The organism is Luteolibacter ambystomatis, from assembly GCF_018137965.1.
GTDB classification, from domain to species: domain Bacteria; phylum Verrucomicrobiota; class Verrucomicrobiia; order Verrucomicrobiales; family Akkermansiaceae; genus Luteolibacter; species Luteolibacter ambystomatis.
Genome location: NZ_CP073100.1, coordinates 3,985,310 through 4,004,196, shown reverse-complemented (window position 1 = coordinate 4,004,196; position 18,887 = coordinate 3,985,310). Strand labels below are relative to the sequence as shown.

19 protein-coding genes are annotated in these 18,887 nt (G+C 62.4%); all 19 read left to right on the top strand.

All coding sequences use genetic code 11. The features are described from left to right. The first annotated feature begins 7 nt into the window (after window positions 1–7). Window positions 8–1,138 (top strand): glycosyltransferase family 4 protein, encoded by a 1,131-nt coding sequence (locus tag KBB96_RS15410; protein ID WP_211630375.1) that lies wholly within the window; start codon window positions 8–10, stop codon window positions 1,136–1,138. A gap of 5 nt (window positions 1,139–1,143) precedes the next feature. After that, window positions 1,144–2,076 carry a GDP-L-fucose synthase family protein gene (locus KBB96_RS15405; RefSeq protein ID WP_211630373.1) on the top strand — a complete coding sequence of 311 codons (933 nt, stop codon included), beginning with the start codon at window positions 1,144–1,146 and terminating at the stop codon, window positions 2,074–2,076. A gap of 26 nt (window positions 2,077–2,102) precedes the next feature. After that, complete coding sequence (gene gmd / locus KBB96_RS15400; RefSeq protein ID WP_211630371.1) at window positions 2,103–3,137, top strand: GDP-mannose 4,6-dehydratase; 1,035 nt, start codon at window positions 2,103–2,105, stop codon at window positions 3,135–3,137. Between the two features lie 35 nt (window positions 3,138–3,172). Beyond that, window positions 3,173–4,171, top strand: a complete 999-nt coding sequence (locus KBB96_RS15395; protein ID WP_211630370.1) for an NAD-dependent epimerase/dehydratase family protein — start codon at window positions 3,173–3,175, stop codon at window positions 4,169–4,171. Window positions 4,172–4,283: 112 nt separating this feature from the next. Continuing rightward, window positions 4,284–5,426, top strand: coding sequence for an FAD synthase family protein (locus KBB96_RS15390; RefSeq protein WP_211630368.1), 1,143 nt, complete (start codon window positions 4,284–4,286; stop codon window positions 5,424–5,426). A gap of 8 nt (window positions 5,427–5,434) precedes the next feature. Continuing rightward, window positions 5,435–6,241: a WecB/TagA/CpsF family glycosyltransferase gene (locus KBB96_RS15385; protein WP_211630367.1), complete on the top strand. Its 807-nt coding sequence runs from the start codon at window positions 5,435–5,437 to the stop codon at window positions 6,239–6,241. 7 nt (window positions 6,242–6,248) lie between these two features. Then, a complete protein-coding gene (locus KBB96_RS15380) occupies window positions 6,249–7,331 on the top strand; it encodes an adenylyltransferase/cytidyltransferase family protein (protein ID WP_211630366.1) in 1,083 nt (360 codons plus the stop codon). 29 nt (window positions 7,332–7,360) lie between these two features. Continuing rightward, window positions 7,361–7,969, top strand: a complete 609-nt coding sequence (gene cysC / locus KBB96_RS15375) for an adenylyl-sulfate kinase (protein ID WP_211630365.1) — start codon at window positions 7,361–7,363, stop codon at window positions 7,967–7,969. 124 nt (window positions 7,970–8,093) lie between these two features. Beyond that, window positions 8,094–8,999, top strand: a complete 906-nt coding sequence (gene cysD, locus KBB96_RS15370; RefSeq protein ID WP_211630364.1) for a sulfate adenylyltransferase subunit CysD — start codon at window positions 8,094–8,096, stop codon at window positions 8,997–8,999. Between the two features lie 55 nt (window positions 9,000–9,054). Then, the gene (locus tag KBB96_RS15365; protein WP_211630363.1) at window positions 9,055–9,417 is read left to right on the top strand and encodes a four helix bundle protein; all 363 of its coding nucleotides are present in this window, start codon (window positions 9,055–9,057) and stop codon (window positions 9,415–9,417) included. A 45-nt stretch (window positions 9,418–9,462) separates the two neighbouring features. Further along, entirely contained in the window at window positions 9,463–10,707 is a 1,245-nt protein-coding gene (gene cysN / locus KBB96_RS15360) for a sulfate adenylyltransferase subunit CysN (protein ID WP_211630362.1), read from the top strand. Between the two features lie 91 nt (window positions 10,708–10,798). Next, window positions 10,799–11,494 (top strand): putative nucleotide-diphospho-sugar transferase, encoded by a 696-nt coding sequence (locus tag KBB96_RS15355; protein WP_211630360.1) that lies wholly within the window; start codon window positions 10,799–10,801, stop codon window positions 11,492–11,494. Between the two features lie 33 nt (window positions 11,495–11,527). Next, the gene (locus KBB96_RS15350) at window positions 11,528–13,135 is read left to right on the top strand and encodes a phosphotransferase (RefSeq protein WP_211630358.1); all 1,608 of its coding nucleotides are present in this window, start codon (window positions 11,528–11,530) and stop codon (window positions 13,133–13,135) included. A 7-nt stretch (window positions 13,136–13,142) separates the two neighbouring features. After that, the gene (locus KBB96_RS15345) at window positions 13,143–13,538 is read left to right on the top strand and encodes an HAD family hydrolase (RefSeq protein ID WP_211630357.1); all 396 of its coding nucleotides are present in this window, start codon (window positions 13,143–13,145) and stop codon (window positions 13,536–13,538) included. A gap of 12 nt (window positions 13,539–13,550) precedes the next feature. Further along, the gene (locus tag KBB96_RS15340) at window positions 13,551–14,276 is read left to right on the top strand and encodes a glycosyltransferase family 2 protein (protein ID WP_211630355.1); all 726 of its coding nucleotides are present in this window, start codon (window positions 13,551–13,553) and stop codon (window positions 14,274–14,276) included. Continuing rightward, the gene (locus tag KBB96_RS15335; protein WP_211630353.1) at window positions 14,273–15,376 is read left to right on the top strand and encodes a hypothetical protein; all 1,104 of its coding nucleotides are present in this window, start codon (window positions 14,273–14,275) and stop codon (window positions 15,374–15,376) included. Before KBB96_RS15340 ends, KBB96_RS15335 begins: the two co-directional genes overlap by 4 nt. 34 nt (window positions 15,377–15,410) lie before the next feature. Then, window positions 15,411–16,178 carry a glucose-1-phosphate cytidylyltransferase gene (gene rfbF, locus KBB96_RS15330; RefSeq protein ID WP_211630352.1) on the top strand — a complete coding sequence of 256 codons (768 nt, stop codon included), beginning with the start codon at window positions 15,411–15,413 and terminating at the stop codon, window positions 16,176–16,178. 18 nt (window positions 16,179–16,196) lie between these two features. Continuing rightward, window positions 16,197–17,309 carry a CDP-glucose 4,6-dehydratase gene (gene rfbG / locus KBB96_RS15325; protein ID WP_211630350.1) on the top strand — a complete coding sequence of 371 codons (1,113 nt, stop codon included), beginning with the start codon at window positions 16,197–16,199 and terminating at the stop codon, window positions 17,307–17,309. Between the two features lie 24 nt (window positions 17,310–17,333). Then, complete coding sequence (rfbH, locus tag KBB96_RS15320; protein ID WP_211630348.1) at window positions 17,334–18,878, top strand: lipopolysaccharide biosynthesis protein RfbH; 1,545 nt, start codon at window positions 17,334–17,336, stop codon at window positions 18,876–18,878. Window positions 18,879–18,887: the final 9 nt, after the last annotated feature.

Sequence of the window (18,887 nt, the reverse complement as noted above, 5' to 3'; positions counted from 1 at the left end):
CGCCGGCGTGCCGGTATTCCCAGCGATGGCGGCATGCCACAAGATCCTGATGGCCGGTGTGGTGCCCCCACCCGTCCACGGCCAATCGCTCGCCACCCGCGCGCTGTTCGATGCGGATCTCGCGCCGCTTGAGAAGGCTCTCCTCGAGATCCGCTCCAGCAATGAGCTCGGCGAAGTCGGCAAGGCTTCGCTGAAAAAAGGCCTCGGTCTGATCTCCATCGTCGCCCGCGGCTTCCGCCTCCGGTTCAAATCCGGTGCCCGTGTTCTCTACTACACTCCTGGTAGCGCGGCGATGGTGCCCTTCGTCCGCGATGTGATCTTCCTCGGTCTCTGTCGTCCGCTGTTCCGCCGCACGGTGCTGCACTACCACTCCGGCGGTCTTCCTGAATTCCTCAACGCCAGCCCGCTGAAAAGCTTCCTCGGGCGCTGGATCTACGGCCGTGGTGCCTGGGCGGTCTGCCTTTCGAAACACGCGGCGGTGCCGGGAAAAGACTTCGGCGCGGAACGCGAGTTCGAAATCGCCAACGGTCTCGATGTTTCTCCTCTGCCCGCTGAGAACCGCGAGGGCGATGCCTTCCAGGTCCTGTTCGTCGGCAATCTTTATGAAGACAAGGGCGTGCTCGATCTGGTCACCGCTTGCAAGTCCGCTGCGGCACGCATCGACCGTTCGGTGCGCTTGAGACTGGTCGGCAAATGGCCGGATGAAGGCACCCGCGCGAAATTCGAAGCGCTCGTCGCGGACCTCCCTGCGAATCTCACCATCGATCCTCCCGCTCCGGCCTATGGCGATGACAAGTGGCAGGCCTTTGCCGGTGCGGATGTGTTCGGATTTCCGTCTTACTATCGTGCGGAAAATTTCCCTCTCGTGCTGATCGAAGCGATGGCCTGTGGATTGCCGGTGGCCGCATATGCCTGGCGCGGTGCTCCTTCGATTGTGGAGGAGGGCGGCTCCGGCTTCCTGGTCCAGCCACATGACACGGATGCCCTCGCGGATCGCCTCGTTGAACTCGCCGCAAACCCGGACCTGCGGAACCGCATGGGAGCAAGAGGACGCGACATCTACGAACAACGTCTGACGCTCTCCGCCCACCTCGACGCCATGCGCACGGTTCTGGTGGAAGCCTGCGAGGCTCCTTGATTGGAATGAAACCAAAACTCTTCATCGCCGGTGATCGCGGCATGGTTGGCTCCGCACTGGTGCGATCTGCGGACGGTTACGAGGTGCTCACCGCCACGCGTGCCGAGCTGGACCTGCTCGACCAGCGTGCGGTCTTCGATTGGCTGTCGGACAAGAAGCCGGACGTGGTGGTGATCGCCGCGGCCAAGGTCGGCGGTATCCATGCCAATGCGACCTATCCGGCGGATTTCATCTACGAGAACCTTGGGATCGAGATGAATCTTATCGAGGGCAGCCGCCGTGCCGGTGTGCCGCGCGTGCTTTTCCTCGGCAGCTCCTGCATCTATCCGAAGCAGGCTCCACAGCCGATGACCGAGGACTGCCTGCTGACCTCGCCGCTCGAACCGACCAACGAAGCCTACGCCATTGCCAAGATCGCGGGCCTGAAGCTCTGCCAGCACTACCGCGCGCAACACGGCCTGCTGTATCACAGCGCGATGCCGACGAACCTCTACGGTCCGGGCGACAACTACCATGCCGAGAATTCCCACGTGATCCCCGCGCTGCTGCGCCGCTTCCATGAAGCTAAGGAACGCGGCGATGCCTCCGTCACCATCTGGGGCACCGGCACGCCGCGCCGCGAGTTCCTGCACGTCGATGATCTCGCTGCCGCCTGCCTGCATCTGCTGGAGCAGGACAATCCGCCGGACTGGGTGAACGTCGGCACCGGCGAGGACATCACCATTCTCGAACTCGCCACGCTGGTTGCGGAAACCAGTGGCTTTACCGGCGAGATCCTCACCGATCCCACCAAGCCGGACGGCACGCCGCGCAAGCTGCTCGATATTTCGAAGATCCGCGCCACCGGCTGGCAGCCGACCATCGCCCTGCGCGAAGGCCTCGCCGCCGCCTATCAGGACTTCCTCTCCACGCTCGGCACCGCGGCCGCGCGTCTCTGACCACCATTGCCATTGCACCCATCCCCATGAAACGCGCGCTCATCACCGGCATCACCGGTCAGGACGGCTCCTACCTCGCGGAGTTCCTTTTGGAAAAAGGCTACGAAGTCCACGGCATCATCCGCCGTGCGTCCACCTTTAACACCGACCGCATCGATCACATTTATCAGGATCCCCATCGCAGCGACAAACGCCTGTTCCTGCACTACGGTGACCTCGCGGACGGCACCAACCTTGCGAAGCTGCTTTGCGAAATCCGCCCGGACGAAGTTTACAACCTCGCGGCGCAGTCCCACGTGCGCGTTTCGTTCGATGCTCCGGAATACACCGGTGATGTCACCGGCCTCGGCACGCAGCGTCTGTTGGAGGCGATCCGCCAGACCGGCCTGATCGAAAAGGTCCGCTTCTACCAGGCCTCATCCTCCGAGATGTACGGCAAGGTGCAGGAAGTGCCGCAGACGGAGACGACTCCGCTGTGGCCGCGCTCGCCGTATGCCTGTGCGAAGGTCTATTCGCACTGGCTCACGGTGAACTACCGCGAGTCCTACGGACTCTTCGGTTGCAGTGGCATCCTCTTCAACCACGAGTCGCCGCGCCGTGGCGAAACCTTTGTCACCCGCAAGATCACCCGTGCTGCGGGCCGCATCAAGATGGGCCTGCAGGACAAGCTTTTCCTCGGCAATCTCGATGCGAAGCGCGACTGGGGCTACGCCAAGGAATACGTCGAGATGATGTGGCTGATGCTCCAGCAGGACACGCCGGACGATTACGTGGTCGCCACCAATGAGACCCACTCCGTGAAGGAATTCGTGCAGGAGGCCTTCGGTCTGCTCGGTCTCGATTGGGAGCAATACGTCGACTACGACCAGCGTTACGAACGCCCCGCCGAGGTGGATCTTCTCATCGGTGATCCGGCCAAGGCCAAGCGCCAGCTCGGCTGGGAGCCGCGGGTCCGTTTCAAGGATCTGGTGAAGATCATGACCGAGGCCGATCTCGAACTCGCCCGTCAGGAACGGGCGGTGGCCACCGCCGCGGGCAAGGAGCTCGCGGCCACCCGTTGATTTCATTTCCAAACTCTCAAACTACCCCCACCCACATGAGCACTAGCAAACGCATCCTCGTCGCCGGCGGCGGCGGCTTCATCGGCGGCGAACTCGCCCGCGTCCTCATCGAGCGCGGCCACCAGGTTGTGGTGGCTGACATCAAGCCGCTCGACAAATGGTACCAGCTCCATCCGCAGGCCGAGAACCTGGTGATGGACTTGGAAGAGAAGGCCAACTGTTACCGCGCCGCGGAAGGTTGTGACGAAGTCTACAACCTCGCCTGCAACATGGGTGGCATGGGCTTCATCACGAAGAACAAGGCCCTGTGCATGCTCAGCGTGTTGCTCAGCACCCACCTGCTGATGGCTGCGAAGGACCAGGGTGCGAAGGCTTACTTCTACTCCTCCTCCGCCTGCGCCTATCCGGACTATCGCCAGGAAGACGCCGAAGTGGTGGCACTGAAGGAATCCGACGCCTATCCGGCGATGCCGGAAGACGGCTACGGCTGGGAGAAGCTTTTCTCCGAGCGCCTGTGCAAGCACTTCGAGCAGGACTACGGCATGAACGTCCGTGTGTTCCGCTTCCACAACGTCTATGGCCCGAAGGGCACCTGGGATGGTGGTCGCGAGAAGGCTCCCGCCGCGCTCTGCCGCAAGGTGATCGAGGCGATCGACAACGGCACGATGGAAGTCGAGATCTGGGGGGATGGCGAGCAGACCCGCTCGTTCATGTTCATCGACGACTGCATCACCGGCATCGATAGGCTGATGGCCTCTTCCTACTCGGATCCGCTCAACCTCGGTCGCAGCGAACTGGTTTCCATCAACCAGACCCTCGACATCATCGAAGGCATCGCCGGTGTGAAGATGAAGCGGAAGTACAAGCTCGATGCGCCGCAGGGTGTGCGTGGCCGCAACTCCGACAACACTCTCATCAAGGAAGTCCTCGGCTGGGAGCCGGGCATCGACCTGAAGACCGGCCTGGAGAAGACCTACTGGTGGATCAAGGAGCAGCACGAGAAGCGCAAGCGCGGCGAAGCTGTCGTTCAATAAGAGTCGCAGGTCTGAAGGTCGAAAGTCTTAAAGTCGTAAGAGAAAGAAGACCCGGCACCAGCCGGACTGGCTCCGACCTTCGGCCTTTGGACTTTCAGACTCTTTCCGAATCATGAAAACCGTCCTCGTCTCCGGCTGCTACGATCTGCTCCACGCGGGGCATATCGCGTTCCTGGAAGAGGCGGCGAAGTTCGGGCGGCTGCATGTGCGGGTGGGTTCGGATGCGAATGTCGAGAACCTCAAGGGCCGCCCGCCGCTGTTCTCACAGGACGAGCGCGTGTATCTGCTGAGCAAGCTCGCTTGTGTTCATGAAGCACGCGTTTCCGCCGGCTGGGGCATGCTCGACTTCGCACCGGACATCGATGTCATCCGCCCGGATGTGTTTGTGGTGAATCACGACGGTCACACGCCGGACAAGGAGGCGCTCTGCCGCGAGAAAGGCATCGAGTATCACGTGCTCGACCGCATCCCGGCGGAGAACTTTCCCGCGCGCAGCAGCACCGATTCGAAAAGCCGCACCGCACTACCTTACCGCGTTTGCATCGCGGGCGGTTGGCTGGATCAACCGTGGGTCTCGGAACTCGCGGCGGGTCCGGTGGTGGTGGCGCAGTTGGAACCGACCATCGCGTTCATGGATCGCGCGGGCATGGCGACCAGCAGCCGCAGGAGTGCGGAGATCCTTTGGGGCCAGCGCATGCCGGACACGCGTCTGGAGCATCAGGCCAAGGTGCTGTTTGCGTTTGAGAATCCTCCGGGCACGCAATACGTCTCCGGCTCGCAGGACGCGCTGGGATTCGTGCTGCCGGGCATCAATCGCCTTGACTACGCGGGCGGCTATTGGCCGGAACACATCGAGCGCTGCACCGATCCTGCCATCGTGGAATGGTTGCAGTCCGTGTTGCATCTGGTGCCGGTTGGTGAGCGTGGTGAAGGCTACGACCCCCTGGTGGAAAAGCATCTCGACCCGGCCTTTGCGCGTCGTCTCGCCGATGCGGGACATCTGGCATGGGACTCGATCCTCGCACGCGATGCGGCCGGTCTTGGGAAGGCACTCGATGAAACGCTCGAAAGCTGGAGAGCGCTTCTGCCCGCGACGGTGCCGGATGATCTGCTGCCGATCCGCGAGCGACTCGCGAAGGGCTCGCTCGGTTCCTGTTTCTCCGGCTGTGGCGGCGGTTATCTGATGATTGTTTCGGAGACTCCCGTTGCGGACGCGGTGCCACTGCGCATCCGCCTGCCATCCCTCAATTTCTGAATCGCGGCATGTTGTCCTCCTCTACCATTCCCCGCGCGAATGTCCTCGGTGTCGGCATCAGTGATGTCACCATGGGCTCGGCCTTGAACGAGGTCGAGAACGCGGCGGACACTCCCGGCGTGCTCGGCTACGTCACCGTCACCGGTGTTCATGGCGTGATCGAGTCGCAGGAAGATCCGGCGCTCAAGCGCATCCACAACCGCAGCTATCTCTCGATCCCGGACGGCATCCCGATGGTGTGGATGGGCCGCCTGCAAGGCAGTCCGGACATGGAGCAGGTCTGCGGTCCGGAGTTCATGCCCGCCTTGCTGGAGCGCGGACTTGAAAAAGACCGCCGCCATTTTCTGTGGGGTGGGGGAGATGGTGTGGTGGAACGCTTGTCCTCCGTGCTCAAGGAACGGCATCCTAAGCTCCGCATCGCGGGCACGATCACACCACCGTTCCGTCCGCTGACGAATGAGGAAGAGCTCGAATTGGTCGCGGCGATCCGCGCCAGCAAGCCCCATTACTTTTGGGTGGGACTCAGCACGCCGAAGCAGGAACGCTTCATGGCGGGCTTCCTCGAACGTCATGCCGAGGCCCTGCGCTCCGATGACCAGGGACTGTTGTTCTTCGGCGTCGGTGCGGCTTTCGATTTCCAGGCGGGCCTCGTGAAGGAAGCTCCGAAGTGGATCCGTGGCAGCGGCTTCGAATGGCTGTTCCGCCTGTTCATGGATCCGAAGCGGCTTTGGAAACGCTACCTGCGGAACAATCCGCGCTTCCTTGCCGGAGTGCTCGCGCAGTTGAGCGGCGTGAAGGCTTACCCGATGGACTGACACCCCGATGGTGAAGGTATTTGTCAGCGGTTGTTTCGATGTTCTCCACGCGGGGCATCTGCGCTTCTTCGAAGATGCGCGTGCCCATGGTGATCACCTCACCGTGTCGGTGGCGTCCGCGGAATCGCTGTGGCGGCACAAGCAGCGAAAGCCCTCCATTCCGGACGATCACAAGCAGGAGCTGATCGGCTCGCTGCGGATGGTGGATGAAGTGGTGTTGGGAGAGGGCGGTGAACTCGGACTCGATTTCGAACAGCACTTCCGCCGCGTCCAACCGCAGGTGCTGGTCATCAATGAAGGAGATCCTTATCACTCCTCGAAATCGCGGCTTTGTGATGAAACCGGTTGCCGTCTGGTGGTGCTCGGCAAGTCTGCGGCCGGGAATGGCGATGTCAGTTCCTCGTCGATTGCCCGCCTGATGCGCGCACCGGAGGAAGCTCCCCTGCGTGTTGATTTCGCCGGTGGCTGGCTCGATGTCCCGCGTTACGCCCAGCCTGGTACCTGGATCGTCAACATGGCGATCTCACCGCTGGTGTCGCTGCGTTCATGGCCCTACGAAAAAAACGCGGGTCTTGGTGGCAGCGGCGCATGGGCCTTGCTCAATGGTCACGATGGATGCCAATCGGAGATCGATCTCGGTGTCGGCTGGCAGGACCCGGCGGTGATCCGTGAGACAGGGTTGTGCATCTGGCAATCCGGTCCACGACCGGTGTTGGAGCTCAAGACCCGCGGCGAATTTCTGAATGGCTGCATGGCGCTCCTCTGGACCGGCAAGCCGCATGACACGCCTGGCATCGCCGCGCTCGACCGTGACTTCGAAGCCATTGCTCGCGCCGGTGCCATCGCCCGGGCGGCGGTAAAGCTCGGCGATCTCGCCCTGCTCGCGGAATCCGTGCGCGCTTCCTACCGCGCCCAACTCGGCGAAGGCATGGACGCGCTCGACCTGCCCGCCGGAGCCCTCGCCGCGAAGTACTGCGGCGGCGGCCATGGTGGCTATGCGGTGGTGCTGTTCAGCAACTCCACCCACCGCGATGCGGCGGTGAACGCCCTTCCCGATTACCGTGCGGTCGAACCGTTTTGCCGCAGTTGACCTCTCCGCCGCCCTCTTCACTTTCCCACATGGCCGCCACCAACATCCACACCGAGTTCCACCGCTTCCTCAACCGCCAGGACAAGGAAACCCTGCTCGGCCAGCGCGGACTCGTGATCTGGATGTACGGCCTCTCCGGCTCCGGGAAGTCCACCATCGCGAACGCCGCCGAGCGCGCGCTGCATGAGGAAGGCCGCTTCACCGTCATCCTCGATGGCGACAACCTCCGCTCCGGGCTGAACGCGAACCTCGGCTTCTCCGATGAGGACCGGCTCGAAAACGTCCGCCGCGTCTCGGAAACCGCCAAGGTTTTCGCCGCGAACGGGATCATCACCTTCGTGTCCGTTATCACCCCCCGTGCTGCCCTTCGGGGCCTGGCCCGCGGTATCGTCGGGGAGGATTTCTTCGAGGTTTATGTCCAGGCGAGTTTCGAAGCCTGCGCCCAGCGCGATGTGAAAGGTCTCTACGCGAAGGCCGCCAAGGGTGAGATTCCGAATTTCACCGGCCGGGACAGCTCCTTCGAGGTCCCGGAGAAGCCGGACCTTCTCCTTGATACTGAAAGCACCACGGTGGCGGAGGTCGCCGCCGCCCTTTTGGACGCCGTCCGGGGCCGGATTTCTCCGGCTATTCCTGAGTGAAATGGTAAATTTGGTAATTATTGCTTGCGGTGCCGCTGCCGTCTCATTACCTCCGCGCGGCGCTTTCAGCGCATGAGTCCGGTCGTTGAGTCCAGGCTCCCATCCACCGAAGTCCTCTCTTCCCGTGCCCAACTACCAACTTTCCCACCTCGACCAGATCGAAGCCGAGGCGATTTTCGTGCTCCGCGAAACCGCGGCGCAGTTCCAGAATCCGGCGCTTCTTTTCTCCGGCGGCAAGGACTCGATCGTGATGGCCTGGCTCGCCCGCAAGGCGTTCTGGCCGGCCCGCATGCCGTTCCCGCTGGTCCACATCGATACCGGCCACAATTTCCCGGAGACGATGGTTTACCGCGATGAGTTCGTGGAGATGATCGGTGCGCGTCTGGTCGTCGGCTCCGTGCAGGAGTCCATCGACACCGGCCGCGTGGTCGAGGAAAAGGGCCCGAACGCTTCCCGCAATGCCCTCCAGACGGTGACCCTGCTCGACACCATCGAGCACCACCAGTTCGATGCCTGCCTCGGCGGCGGCCGCCGCGACGAGGAGAAGGCCCGCGCCAAGGAGCGCTTCTTTTCCCACCGCGATGACTTCGGCCAGTGGGACCCGAAGAACCAGCGCCCCGAGCTCTGGAACCTCTTCAACGGCCGCAAGAACTCCGGCGAGCACTTCCGCGTCTTCCCGCTGTCCAACTTCACCGAGATGGACATCTGGATGTATATCAAGCGCGAGAATATCCCGCTGCCTTCGCTCTACTTCGCCCACTCGCGTGACACGCTTGTCCGCAACGGTGCGATCCTCGCGATCTCCGAATTCGTCCAGCCGCGCGAAGGCGAGACCGTCGAGCACAAGCAGATCCGCTTCCGCACGATGGGTGACGCCACCATCACCGGCGCGATCGAGTCCGATGCCGTGACGCTCGACCAGATCATCGACGAAGTTGCCGCCGCCCGCCAGACCGAGCGCGGCAACCGCGCCGACGACAAGCGTTCCGAAACCTCCATGGAAGACCGGAAGAAGGAAGGATACTTCTGAAGAGGTCTGAAGGTCTTAAAGTCGAAGGTCTAAAAGTCAGAAGCAAACACCTGATATGACGGCACAACGATTTGAAGACCTCAGAATCTGGCAGGACGCGCGAGTGCTCGCCAATCAGATCTACGATGCATTCGGTCCGGATTCGGTTGCCGCGCGGGACTTCGGCTTTCGGGATCAAATCCAACGCGCTGGTGTTTCTGTCATGAACAATATCGCAGAGGGCTTCGAACGCAGAACCGACGCGGATTTCGCCCGGTTCCTCGATCTGGCAAAAGGATCGAACGGTGAAGTCCGCAGCATGCTCTATCTGGCCGAAGACAGGCGCTATCTTTCTACCGACACGGCTTCCTCCATCCGATCCTTCAGTGAGCAACTCAGCAGGGGAATCGAATCCCTGGCCAAGCACCTCCGCCGCTGAGCTCTTCCGACTTTCAGACCTTCGACTTTCAGACATTAGACTCTCATGGATTTATTGCGTTTCACCACCGCCGGCTCCGTTGACGACGGCAAATCCACCCTCATCGGCCGCCTCCTTTACGATTCCAAGTCGATCTTCGAGGACCAGCTCGAAGCGGTTGAGGAATCCTCGCGCCGCCGCGGTGACGAGCACGTCAACCTCGCCCTTCTGACCGACGGCCTCAAGGCCGAGCGCGAACAGGGGATCACCATCGACGTGGCCTACCGCTACTTCGCCACGCCGAAGCGCAAGTTCATCATCGCGGACACGCCGGGACACATCCAGTACACCCGCAACATGGTGACCGGTGCCTCCACCGCGAACCTCGCCATCATCCTGGTGGACGCGCGCAAGGGTGTGATCGAGCAGACGAAGCGCCACAGCTTCATCGCGAACTTGCTTCGCATCCAGCACGTCATCGTGGCCGTCAACAAGATGGACCTCGTGGACTACTCGGAAGAGGTCTACAACCAGATCGTGTCGGACTATGCGTCCTTCGCCTCGCGTCTGGACAACATCATCGATATCACCACCATCCCGATCTCCGCGCTCAACGGCGACAACGTCGTCGACAAGTCGGACAAGATGCCGTGGTACAAAGGCCCCTCGATGCTCTATCATCTCGAGCACGTCTACATCGGCGGTGAGGAGAACCACGTCGACGCGCGCTTCCCGGTGCAGTGGGTGATCCGCCCGATGAGCGACGAGTGGCACGACTTCCGTGGTTACGCCGGTCGTGTGGCGGGTGGTGTCTTCAAACCCGGCGACGAAGTCACCGTGCTGCCCTCCGGCTTCAAGACCCACGTCAAAGCCATCCACACGCCGGAAGGCGAGATCAGCGAGGCCTTCGCGCCGCAGTCGGTCTGCCTCACCCTCCGCGATGAGATCGACATTTCCCGCGGCGACATGCTGGTGAAGACCAACAATCCGCCCGAAGCCTCCCAGGACATCGAGGCGATGATCTGCTGGTTCTCGAACAAGCCGATGCCACCGCGCGCGAAGCTGGTCCTGCGCCACACCACCCGCGAGACCAAGGCGATCGTCCAGGAGATCAAGTATCACGTGGACATCAACACCCTTCACAAGGTCGAGGATGTCGAAGGTTTCAACATGAACGACATCGGCCGCATCACCTTGCGCACCGCGGTGCCGCTGCTGCACGATTCCTATCGCCGCAACCGCCACACCGGCTCGTTCATCCTCATCGATCCCGGCACCAACGAAACGGTCGCTGCAGGGATGATTCTCTAATCAAGGAGTAGGGACATTTCTGTCCCGTTCTTCAAATCTTCCGATCGCCCGGAGCGAAAGTGCTTCGGGCGATCATTCCACACCGCCGCCGATGAAAGTCTTCTGCTGCTTCACTCCGGCGCACGAGATCCTGTTCTCGGGCTACTTCCAGCCCTCGCTGCCTTCCGACTTCGAGGTCCGGTCAACGCTTCTCGATCTCAAGGGCGCGGGGGACTTCTACAGCAAGGAGTTCATGGAATGCATCCGCCGGAAGATCGATTTGATCGTCCGCAGCATGGAGGAGAACGACGGCCAGGTGATCCTGTGGAGCGATGTGGACATCATCTACCTCGAAAGCACTGCGGCTGATCTCAAAGCCATCTACGAAGCCTCCGGCAAGGAAGTGCTCTTCCAAGCTGAAGGCCCGAAGACCACGGAGGTGAACACCGGCTTCATCGTCTGCCGTGCCTCGCCCGCGATGGCGGATTTCTTCCGCGAAGTGGGCGCACGCCTCGCCGCCGATCCTGGCAAGAACGAGCAGGCGGTGGTCAATGACATGCTCCGCGAGGGCGCGAAAGTTTCCTGGGGCACGCTGCCTCTCGAATACTACGCCCGCACCCACGGCTGGCCCGCGCCGGACAACATCCGGATCTATCACGCGAATTACACCGCAGGGAAGGATGGCATCGGCCAGAAGATCCAGCAGTTCCGCGAGATGCGCGCCATCCGGCGTTACGGGATGGTTGCAAAATTGTGGTTCGGCCTCGGCAAGGTGCCGAAGAAGTTGAAGCGGATTGCGGGGCGTTGAGCTCCATCACGCGTCGATCGCGACGCAGCCATCATGGCCACCGTTCTTGTCATCGCCGGGGGGGACATCTCCCGCAAGCTGCCTTTCCTGAAGGCCGGTTGCGCGTGCCCCGCGCTCATCCCGCTGAACACGCGTCCGCTGGCCGCGTATGTGATGGATGCCTACGGTCGCGGCCATGACCTCCACCTGTTCGTGGATGAGCGCTTCACCGATGAAGTGCGGCGCGAACTCTCACCCCGCAAGCACGGCTTCACGCTGCATGGCGTGCAGCCCGGACCCGGCGTGGTGGACACGCTGCGGCAGGCGTTGGAGAAAGTGTCCGCTGTTGGAGAAGTGATCGTGAATCTGGTCACCACCATTCCGGTCGAGATCCCCGCATCCGGTGAGGTCCAGGGTGGCGTGCTACCCGCGCACAGCACTTCCGAATGGTCCGCCATCGCCTGGCGCGAGGATGCGATGACCTTCCATGCCAAAGGCGAGGCCCGGCCGGACGATGCGTTGGCATTCACCGGGGTCTTCAATCTTCCGTCCACCATCCTCGCTCAAGCCGTGGCCACGGCCGCGCGCCCGAACGATCTGCTTTCCGTCATCGAGGCTGCCGCACCTCGCACGCCGCTGACACTGCGCTCCACCACCTGGATCGATTGCGGCCACGAGACGAACTACTACAGAAGCCGTGCTTCCTTGGTGAACAGCCGCTCGTTCAACCGCCTGCGGGTGGATACCCGGCGCGGCACCATCACCAAGTCCTCCAGCGACAAGGAGAAGCTCTCCCGAGAGGCCGCTTATCTCGAAACCCTTCCTGCCGGACTGCGCGTCCTGTTTCCGCGGCTGGTCTCCGTCTCCGCGAACGCAGGCGAGGTGGAGTCCTACGAGATGGAGTACTATGGCTATCCGAATCTGGCCGAGTACCTCCTCTACTGGGACCTCAGCAAGGAGAGCTGGTGGCGTTGCTTCGACTCGCTGCATGATACGCTCGATCTCTTCCGCGCGCATCCGGCCTCGATTGGTCCCGCCGCCTACCGCCAGTTCCACTGGGACAAGACGGTGTCGCGGATCGGGACCTACCTCCGTTCGCTGTCCGATGCTTCCTTGCGCGATGCTCTGGAGAACCAGAACGTGACCCTCAACGGACGCATGCTGCCGCCATTGCGCACCATGCTCGCCAGCGCGGGCGAGGTCATCGAATCGGCCTACCGCGAATCCGCCTTCGGCATTTTCCACGGCGACTTCTGCTTCAACAACATCCTCTTCGATGTCGCTTCAGGTGTTGTCCGCCTCATCGATCCGCGCGGCAGCTTCGGCGCCTCATGCCCCGGCATCCACGGGGACTGGCGCTACGATCTCGCGAAGCTCAGCCACTCCGCAATCGGCCACTACGACTACATCGTCAATGGGCTCTTCGACGTGTGGAGGGATGCCTCCGGCTTCCATCTGGAAATCGGCCTGCGTCCGAACGCGCCATGGCTCGCGGAAATGACCCGTTGGCTGATCGCGGTCCAGAAAGCCGATCCGCGCGAGATCGAGGTGATGACCGCATTGCTGTTCCTTTCCATGTGCCCGCTCCATGCGGATGACGCCGACCGCCAGCTCGCCTTCTTCCTGCGCGGATTGGACCTTCTCTCCCAAGCCCTTGCCTGATCGAACCATGGCCCGCCTTTGCATCGACCTTGATGGCGTGATCGCCGAATTGAAGAAACCCGGCCAGACTTACCGGGACATCGCCCCCATTCCCGGCGCACCGGAAAAGCTCCGCGCCTTCAAGGAAGCCGGGCACTACATCATCATCCAGACCGCACGCCACATGAAGACCTGCGGCGCGAACGTCGGGCTCGTCCAGGCGCGCATCGCGAAGGACACACTGGATTGGCTGGAGCGGCACGACGTTCCTTATGATGAGATCTACTTCGGCAAGCCGTGGGCGCAGATCTACATCGATGACAATGCCTTCCGCTTCGAGAGCTGGGATGCGGTTGCCGATGACGCCTCGAACCTGCCCGCCAACCGCGAGGAGCAGGCCGGAGCCGGTGGCAACGTGGGTTGAATCTTTTCCCGGATGAACATCGTCATTCCCATGGCCGGTCTCGGCAGCCGCTTCACGGAGGCGGGCTATGCCATTCCCAAGCCGCTGCTGCCAGCGCATGGCAAGACGCTGCTGGAGTGGAGCGTCGATTCGCTGCCGCTCGAACTTGCGACCACGCTCGTGTTCGTGGGACTCAAACAGCATCGCGATGAACACGGCCTGGAGGATGAAATCCGCCGTCTCTACGCCTCACGGAATCCCCGTTTCCTGTGGTTGGATGAAACCACCCGCGGCCAAGCGGAAACCGTGGTGCTCGCCGCGGACCTGCTCGATCCGGAAGCCGGACTGCTCATCTTCAACATCGACACCGCCTTCCGTTCCAGCGGCCTCGCCGCACGATTGCAGGACGCTTCGCACGATGGCGTGCTCGGTTCGTTCCATTCCACCGAGCCGCGTTTCAGCTTCGCCAGCACGGATGCGGATGGCATCGTCAACGAGGTCCGCGAGAAGTCGGTGATCTCGAATGACGCTCTCACCGGCCTTTATCATTTCTCATCCACTGCCGCTTTCCTCGAAATCGCCCGCGCCGCCATCGCCGCGGATGAGCGGGAGAAGGGCGAGTTCTACGTGGCTCCTCTCTACAACCGCCTCATCGCCCGCGGCGCGCGATTCATCCTCGATCCCTGCGAGAAGCATTGGATTCTCGGCACTCCCGCCGAGTACCAGGCCTTCCTCGCCGAAGACCCCGCCAGCCTGTGAAGCGACCGGTCGTCACCATCACGGATTTCTGCCTGAATCACGCCGGTTATTTCGACTGGCTGGTGACCGGCCTCGGCCTGTTGGAGCAGAAGGGAGAGCTGGATCTGCGCTTCCGCCTGTCCGCTGCCAAGACCGCCCTGCGCCATCGCTACTTCCGCTGGGGCGCGAAGGCGCTGGCCCCGGCATGGGTGGCAAAGGTGAACGGCCCGATGTGGTGGCTCCAGGGTGAGATCGATTTCGGTGGCACGGTGAAGCGCTTCGTCTTCGATGTCACCGACCACGGGTATTCGTATGCCGAACATCTGCTCGATGACTGCGATTTGTATTTCAAGTGCCAGCTCCCGGATTCCTTTCCGGATTCGCTGAAGCTGTGCCGGCAGATCGAACGCCCGATGCCGGAAGCCGCGGTTCGCAATGCATCGAAGATCCGCCGTGCGATGTTGGGCAGGCCGCTTTCGCGTTCGCTGGACTTCAAGCGCAACCTCGAACTCCTGCGTGCATGGGAACGTCATGCGGAAACTCCGCGCGCCAAGCGCGTCCTCGCCTACTTCGGCGGGGACTCCGATGCCGAGGCCAATGACCGGCTCAAGGACAAGCAGGGGCTTTACCAGCATCCGAACGTGAAGCGCGGCCGCATCGTCCGCCATCTCCGTGCGATGAACCGCCCGGATGTGGATGCCCGCCTGCTCAATAGCTCCGACCCCGCCCTCATTGGTCCGGCTCTCCGCGATGACGACGACTATGCGGCGACGGTCGCGTCTTCCGCTTGGAACATCAATGTCTCGGGACTCAGCCTGAGCATTCCCTTCCGCCTGATCGACAGCTTCATGGTCGGTACTGCCGTCGCCACGGACTCGCTTTCGATTCATTGGTACCAGCCCTTCGATGAAACCGAGCTGATCGAACTCGGCACCATGGGCTACGAGCTCGATGGAGAAGTCGATTGGCCCGCCATCGAACAGCGCCTCGCAGGCCTGCTGGAGATCTCCGCATCGGAAGATGCCGCACGCCGCGCCCATGTCTTGGACCGTTACCGCCGCTTTTGGTCACCGGAGGCTCTCGCCGGTCATGTGATCGGAGAAGCCCGTCGTCTCGCCTGAATCTTTTCTTTCCCCCACGCCACAAACTGTCCCCATGAAAGCCGTCATCCTTGCCGGAGGCCTTGGCACCCGCCTCTCCGAAGAAACCGCGCTCAAGCCGAAGCCGATGGTCGAGATCGGCGGTCGTCCGATCCTTTGGCACGTGCTGAAGATCTACAGCGCGCATGGCATCAATGACTTTGTCATCTGCGCGGGATACAAGGGCTACGTCATCAAGGAGTATTTCGCGAACTACTTCCTCCACATGTCGGATGTCACCTTCGACATGGTCGGCAATACCATGGAGGTCCACCACAAGAAGGCCGAGCCGTGGCGCGTGACCATCGTGGACACCGGTGATGAAACGATGACCGGCGGCCGCATCAAGCGCATCCAGCCCTACATCGGAAACGAGACCTTCTGCTGCACCTATGGCGACGGGGTGGGGGACATCGACATCACCGCCCTCATCGCCGCCCACCGCGCGGCCGGACTTGAAGCCACGCTTACCGGCGTGCAACCGCCCGGACGCTTCGGCGCGCTGCATCTGGAAGGCGACTCCGTCCTCGCCTTCCAGGAAAAGCCGGAAGGCGATGGCTCATGGATCAACGGTGGCTTTTTCGTGCTGGAGCCGTCCGTCTTCGACCGCATCGAAGGCGATCCGACGATCTGGGAGCGCGAGCCGCTCGAGTCGCTCGCTCGTGACCGCCAGCTCGGCATCTTCCGCCATCACGGCTTCTGGCGTCCGATGGACACGCTCCGCGACAAGCTGGAGCTGGAGCGACTGTGGGAGACCCGCAAGGCTCCTTGGAAAACCTGGTAACGTTTCCTTTCCTCTCTCATGAGCGTGTTTGCAGATACCTATCGCGATGCGGAGGTGCTCCTCACGGGGCACACCGGATTCAAGGGCTCGTGGATGGCCCAGTGGCTTGTCCGCTGTGGAGCACGGGTCACAGGCTACGCGCTCGACCCGCAGCCGCATGAGAGGCTCTATGACAGCCTCGGTCTTTCGCTGCGTCTCGCTGCGGATCACCGTGGGAATCTCTCGGAGTTGGATCGCCTTGCCGAACTGGTCGCGACCCTGAAGCCTCGCTTCGTTTTCCATCTCGCGGCCCAGCCGCTGGTGCGTCTCTCCTACGACATCCCGGTGGATACCTTCGCCACCAATGTCATGGGCACCGTCCATGTGTTGGAAGCGATCCGCCGCAGCGGGCATGAGTGTACGGTGGTCGTAGTAACGACCGACAAGTGCTATGAGAACCGCGAGTGGCTCCACAGCTACCGCGAGGAGGATGCGATGGGCGGTCATGATCCCTACAGCGCGTCGAAGGGGGCTGCGGAAATCGCCGCCGCTTCCTACCGCCGTTCCTTCTTCGATCCCGGTGGCAAGGTGGCCATGGCCACCGCGCGTGCGGGCAATGTGATCGGTGGCGGCGATTGGGCCGCGGACCGCATCGTGCCTGATTGTATTCGCGCCCTGCGCGCCGGGGAGACCATCCCGGTCCGCAACAAGATCGCCACCCGTCCCTGGCAGCATGTGCTTGAGCCGCTGTCCGGCTACCTCTGGCTGGGTGCGGTGCTGCACAACGCGCGGCTCACCGGCTACCCGGACAACGCGCCGTTCCGCTCCGCTTTCAATTTCGGCCCGCGCCTGACCAGCAACCGACCCGTTTCCGAACTCGTCGGCGAACTCATCCGTCACACCGGCGGAAACTGGGAGGACCGCTCCGATCCAAACGCACCGCACGAGGCCTCCAAGCTGAATCTCGCCATCGACAAGGCCTTCCATCTGCTCCAGTGGCAGCCCGTCTGGGATTTTCCCGAAACCATCGCCCGCACCGCGGAATGGTATCTCGCCGAGGAGAATGGCGAGGATGCCGCCACCCTCTGCGATCGCCAGATCGAAGCCTACCAGGCATCCGCCGCCGCCATCGGCCTGCCGTGGTCCGTTTAATGCTCACCCCCACCGTCCCTTCCCATGTCCCTTCCAGAGCTCAAAGCTGAAATCCTCCGCCTGACCGCGGAATACTCCCGTTTGGCGCACCGCCAGAATCGTCCCGGGTTCATCGAGGACGGCCCCGCGTTCGTTCCCGGCCAGACCACCGTTCCCTATGCCGGGCGCGTGTTCGAAACCGAGGAAGTCACCGCCGCCGTCTCCGCCACGCTCGATTTCTGGCTCACGCTCGGCCCCGAGGGCGAGGCGATGGAGAAGGAGCTGGCCGCGTTTCTCGGCGTGAGGCACTCGCTGCTGGTGAACTCCGGCTCCTCCGCGAACCTCGTGGCCTTCAGCGCGCTGACCACCCACAAGCTGCCGGAGCACAAGCGCATCCGCCCGGGTGATGAAGTGATCACCGTGGCCGCCGGTTTTCCCACCACCGTGGCGCCCATCATCCAGAACGGAGCCGTTCCGGTTTTCGTCGATGCAAAGCCGCTCACCGGAAACGCGGATTGCTCGCTACTGGAAGCGGCGTACTCGCCGGGCAGGACCAAGGCGGTGATGATGGCTCACGCGCTCGGCAATCCCTTCGATCTCGGCGTGGTGCTCGAGTTCTGCAAGAAGTACGATCTCTGGCTGGTGGAGGACAACTGCGACGCCCTTGGCTGCACCTACTCGCTGCCGGTGGAGCGCGCGAAGGAACTCGGCCTCGATCACCTGCTGAAGATCGCGGACAAGGGCGAGCACCCGATCATCCGCATCGAGTTTGTGGATGGCCGTGACCTGCTCACCGCGCCGACCGGTTCCTTTGGCGATATTTCCACGCAGTCCTTCTACCCTCCGCACCATCTCACCATGGGCGAGGGTGGCGCGGTGAACATCGTTCGAAAGCCCCCGCTCAAAACCTACGCGGAGAGCTTCCGTGACTGGGGCCGCGATTGCTGGTGCGCCTCGGGCAAGGACGACACTTGCGGCAAGCGCTTCCAATGGCAGCTCGGAGAACTGCCGCAGGGCTACGATCACAAGTACATCTACAGCCATCTCGGCTACAATCTGAAGCCGCTCGATCCGCAGGCCGCCATTGGTCGCGTGCAGATCCGCCGCCTGCCTGCGTTCATCGAGGCACGCAAGGACAACTGGCAGCGCCTCCGCGCGGGCCTGAAGGGATTGGAAGAGGTCATCGACTTCGCCCTGCCGACCCACGCGACCGCTTGGAATGAAGACGGCACCTTTGAATGGGACGATACCGGCTGCCGCACGTCCTGCTCGTGGTTCGGCTTCAAGATGACCATCCGCGAAGGAGCTCCCTTCACCCGTACGGAACTCGCCGCGCATCTCGATGAGAAGAAGATCGGCAACCGCATGCTCTTCGGCGGCAACCTCGTCCGCCAGCCGGCCTTCGTGCAACTCCGCCGCGATGATCCGGGCGCGATCCGCGTCTCGGGCGAACTGCCCGGTGCGGACCGCATCATGAACCACACGCTTTTCCTCGGCACCTATCCGGGCCTTACCGGAGAGATGATCGACTACATGGCGGCAACCATCCGCAACTTCGTCGCGGCAAAGACCGCTGGCGCGGAAAGCTGAAGTTTCCTC

Coding starts and splice junctions, on each gene's coding strand:
- gmd (WP_211630371.1), top strand. CDS start 2,103: ATGAAACGCGCGCTCATCACCGGCATCACCGGTCAGGACGGCTCCTAC.
- KBB96_RS15340 (WP_211630355.1), top strand. CDS start 13,551: ATGAACATCGTCATTCCCATGGCCGGTCTCGGCAGCCGCTTCACGGAG.
- cysN (WP_211630362.1), top strand. CDS start 9,463: ATGGATTTATTGCGTTTCACCACCGCCGGCTCCGTTGACGACGGCAAA.
- rfbF (WP_211630352.1), top strand. CDS start 15,411: ATGAAAGCCGTCATCCTTGCCGGAGGCCTTGGCACCCGCCTCTCCGAA.
- rfbH (WP_211630348.1), top strand. CDS start 17,334: ATGTCCCTTCCAGAGCTCAAAGCTGAAATCCTCCGCCTGACCGCGGAA.
- KBB96_RS15395 (WP_211630370.1), top strand. CDS start 3,173: ATGAGCACTAGCAAACGCATCCTCGTCGCCGGCGGCGGCGGCTTCATC.
- KBB96_RS15380 (WP_211630366.1), top strand. CDS start 6,249: ATGGTGAAGGTATTTGTCAGCGGTTGTTTCGATGTTCTCCACGCGGGG.
- KBB96_RS15405 (WP_211630373.1), top strand. CDS start 1,144: ATGAAACCAAAACTCTTCATCGCCGGTGATCGCGGCATGGTTGGCTCC.
- rfbG (WP_211630350.1), top strand. CDS start 16,197: ATGAGCGTGTTTGCAGATACCTATCGCGATGCGGAGGTGCTCCTCACG.
- KBB96_RS15350 (WP_211630358.1), top strand. CDS start 11,528: ATGGCCACCGTTCTTGTCATCGCCGGGGGGGACATCTCCCGCAAGCTG.
- KBB96_RS15390 (WP_211630368.1), top strand. CDS start 4,284: ATGAAAACCGTCCTCGTCTCCGGCTGCTACGATCTGCTCCACGCGGGG.
- KBB96_RS15355 (WP_211630360.1), top strand. CDS start 10,799: ATGAAAGTCTTCTGCTGCTTCACTCCGGCGCACGAGATCCTGTTCTCG.
- KBB96_RS15345 (WP_211630357.1), top strand. CDS start 13,143: ATGGCCCGCCTTTGCATCGACCTTGATGGCGTGATCGCCGAATTGAAG.
- KBB96_RS15365 (WP_211630363.1), top strand. CDS start 9,055: ATGACGGCACAACGATTTGAAGACCTCAGAATCTGGCAGGACGCGCGA.
- cysC (WP_211630365.1), top strand. CDS start 7,361: ATGGCCGCCACCAACATCCACACCGAGTTCCACCGCTTCCTCAACCGC.
- KBB96_RS15385 (WP_211630367.1), top strand. CDS start 5,435: ATGTTGTCCTCCTCTACCATTCCCCGCGCGAATGTCCTCGGTGTCGGC.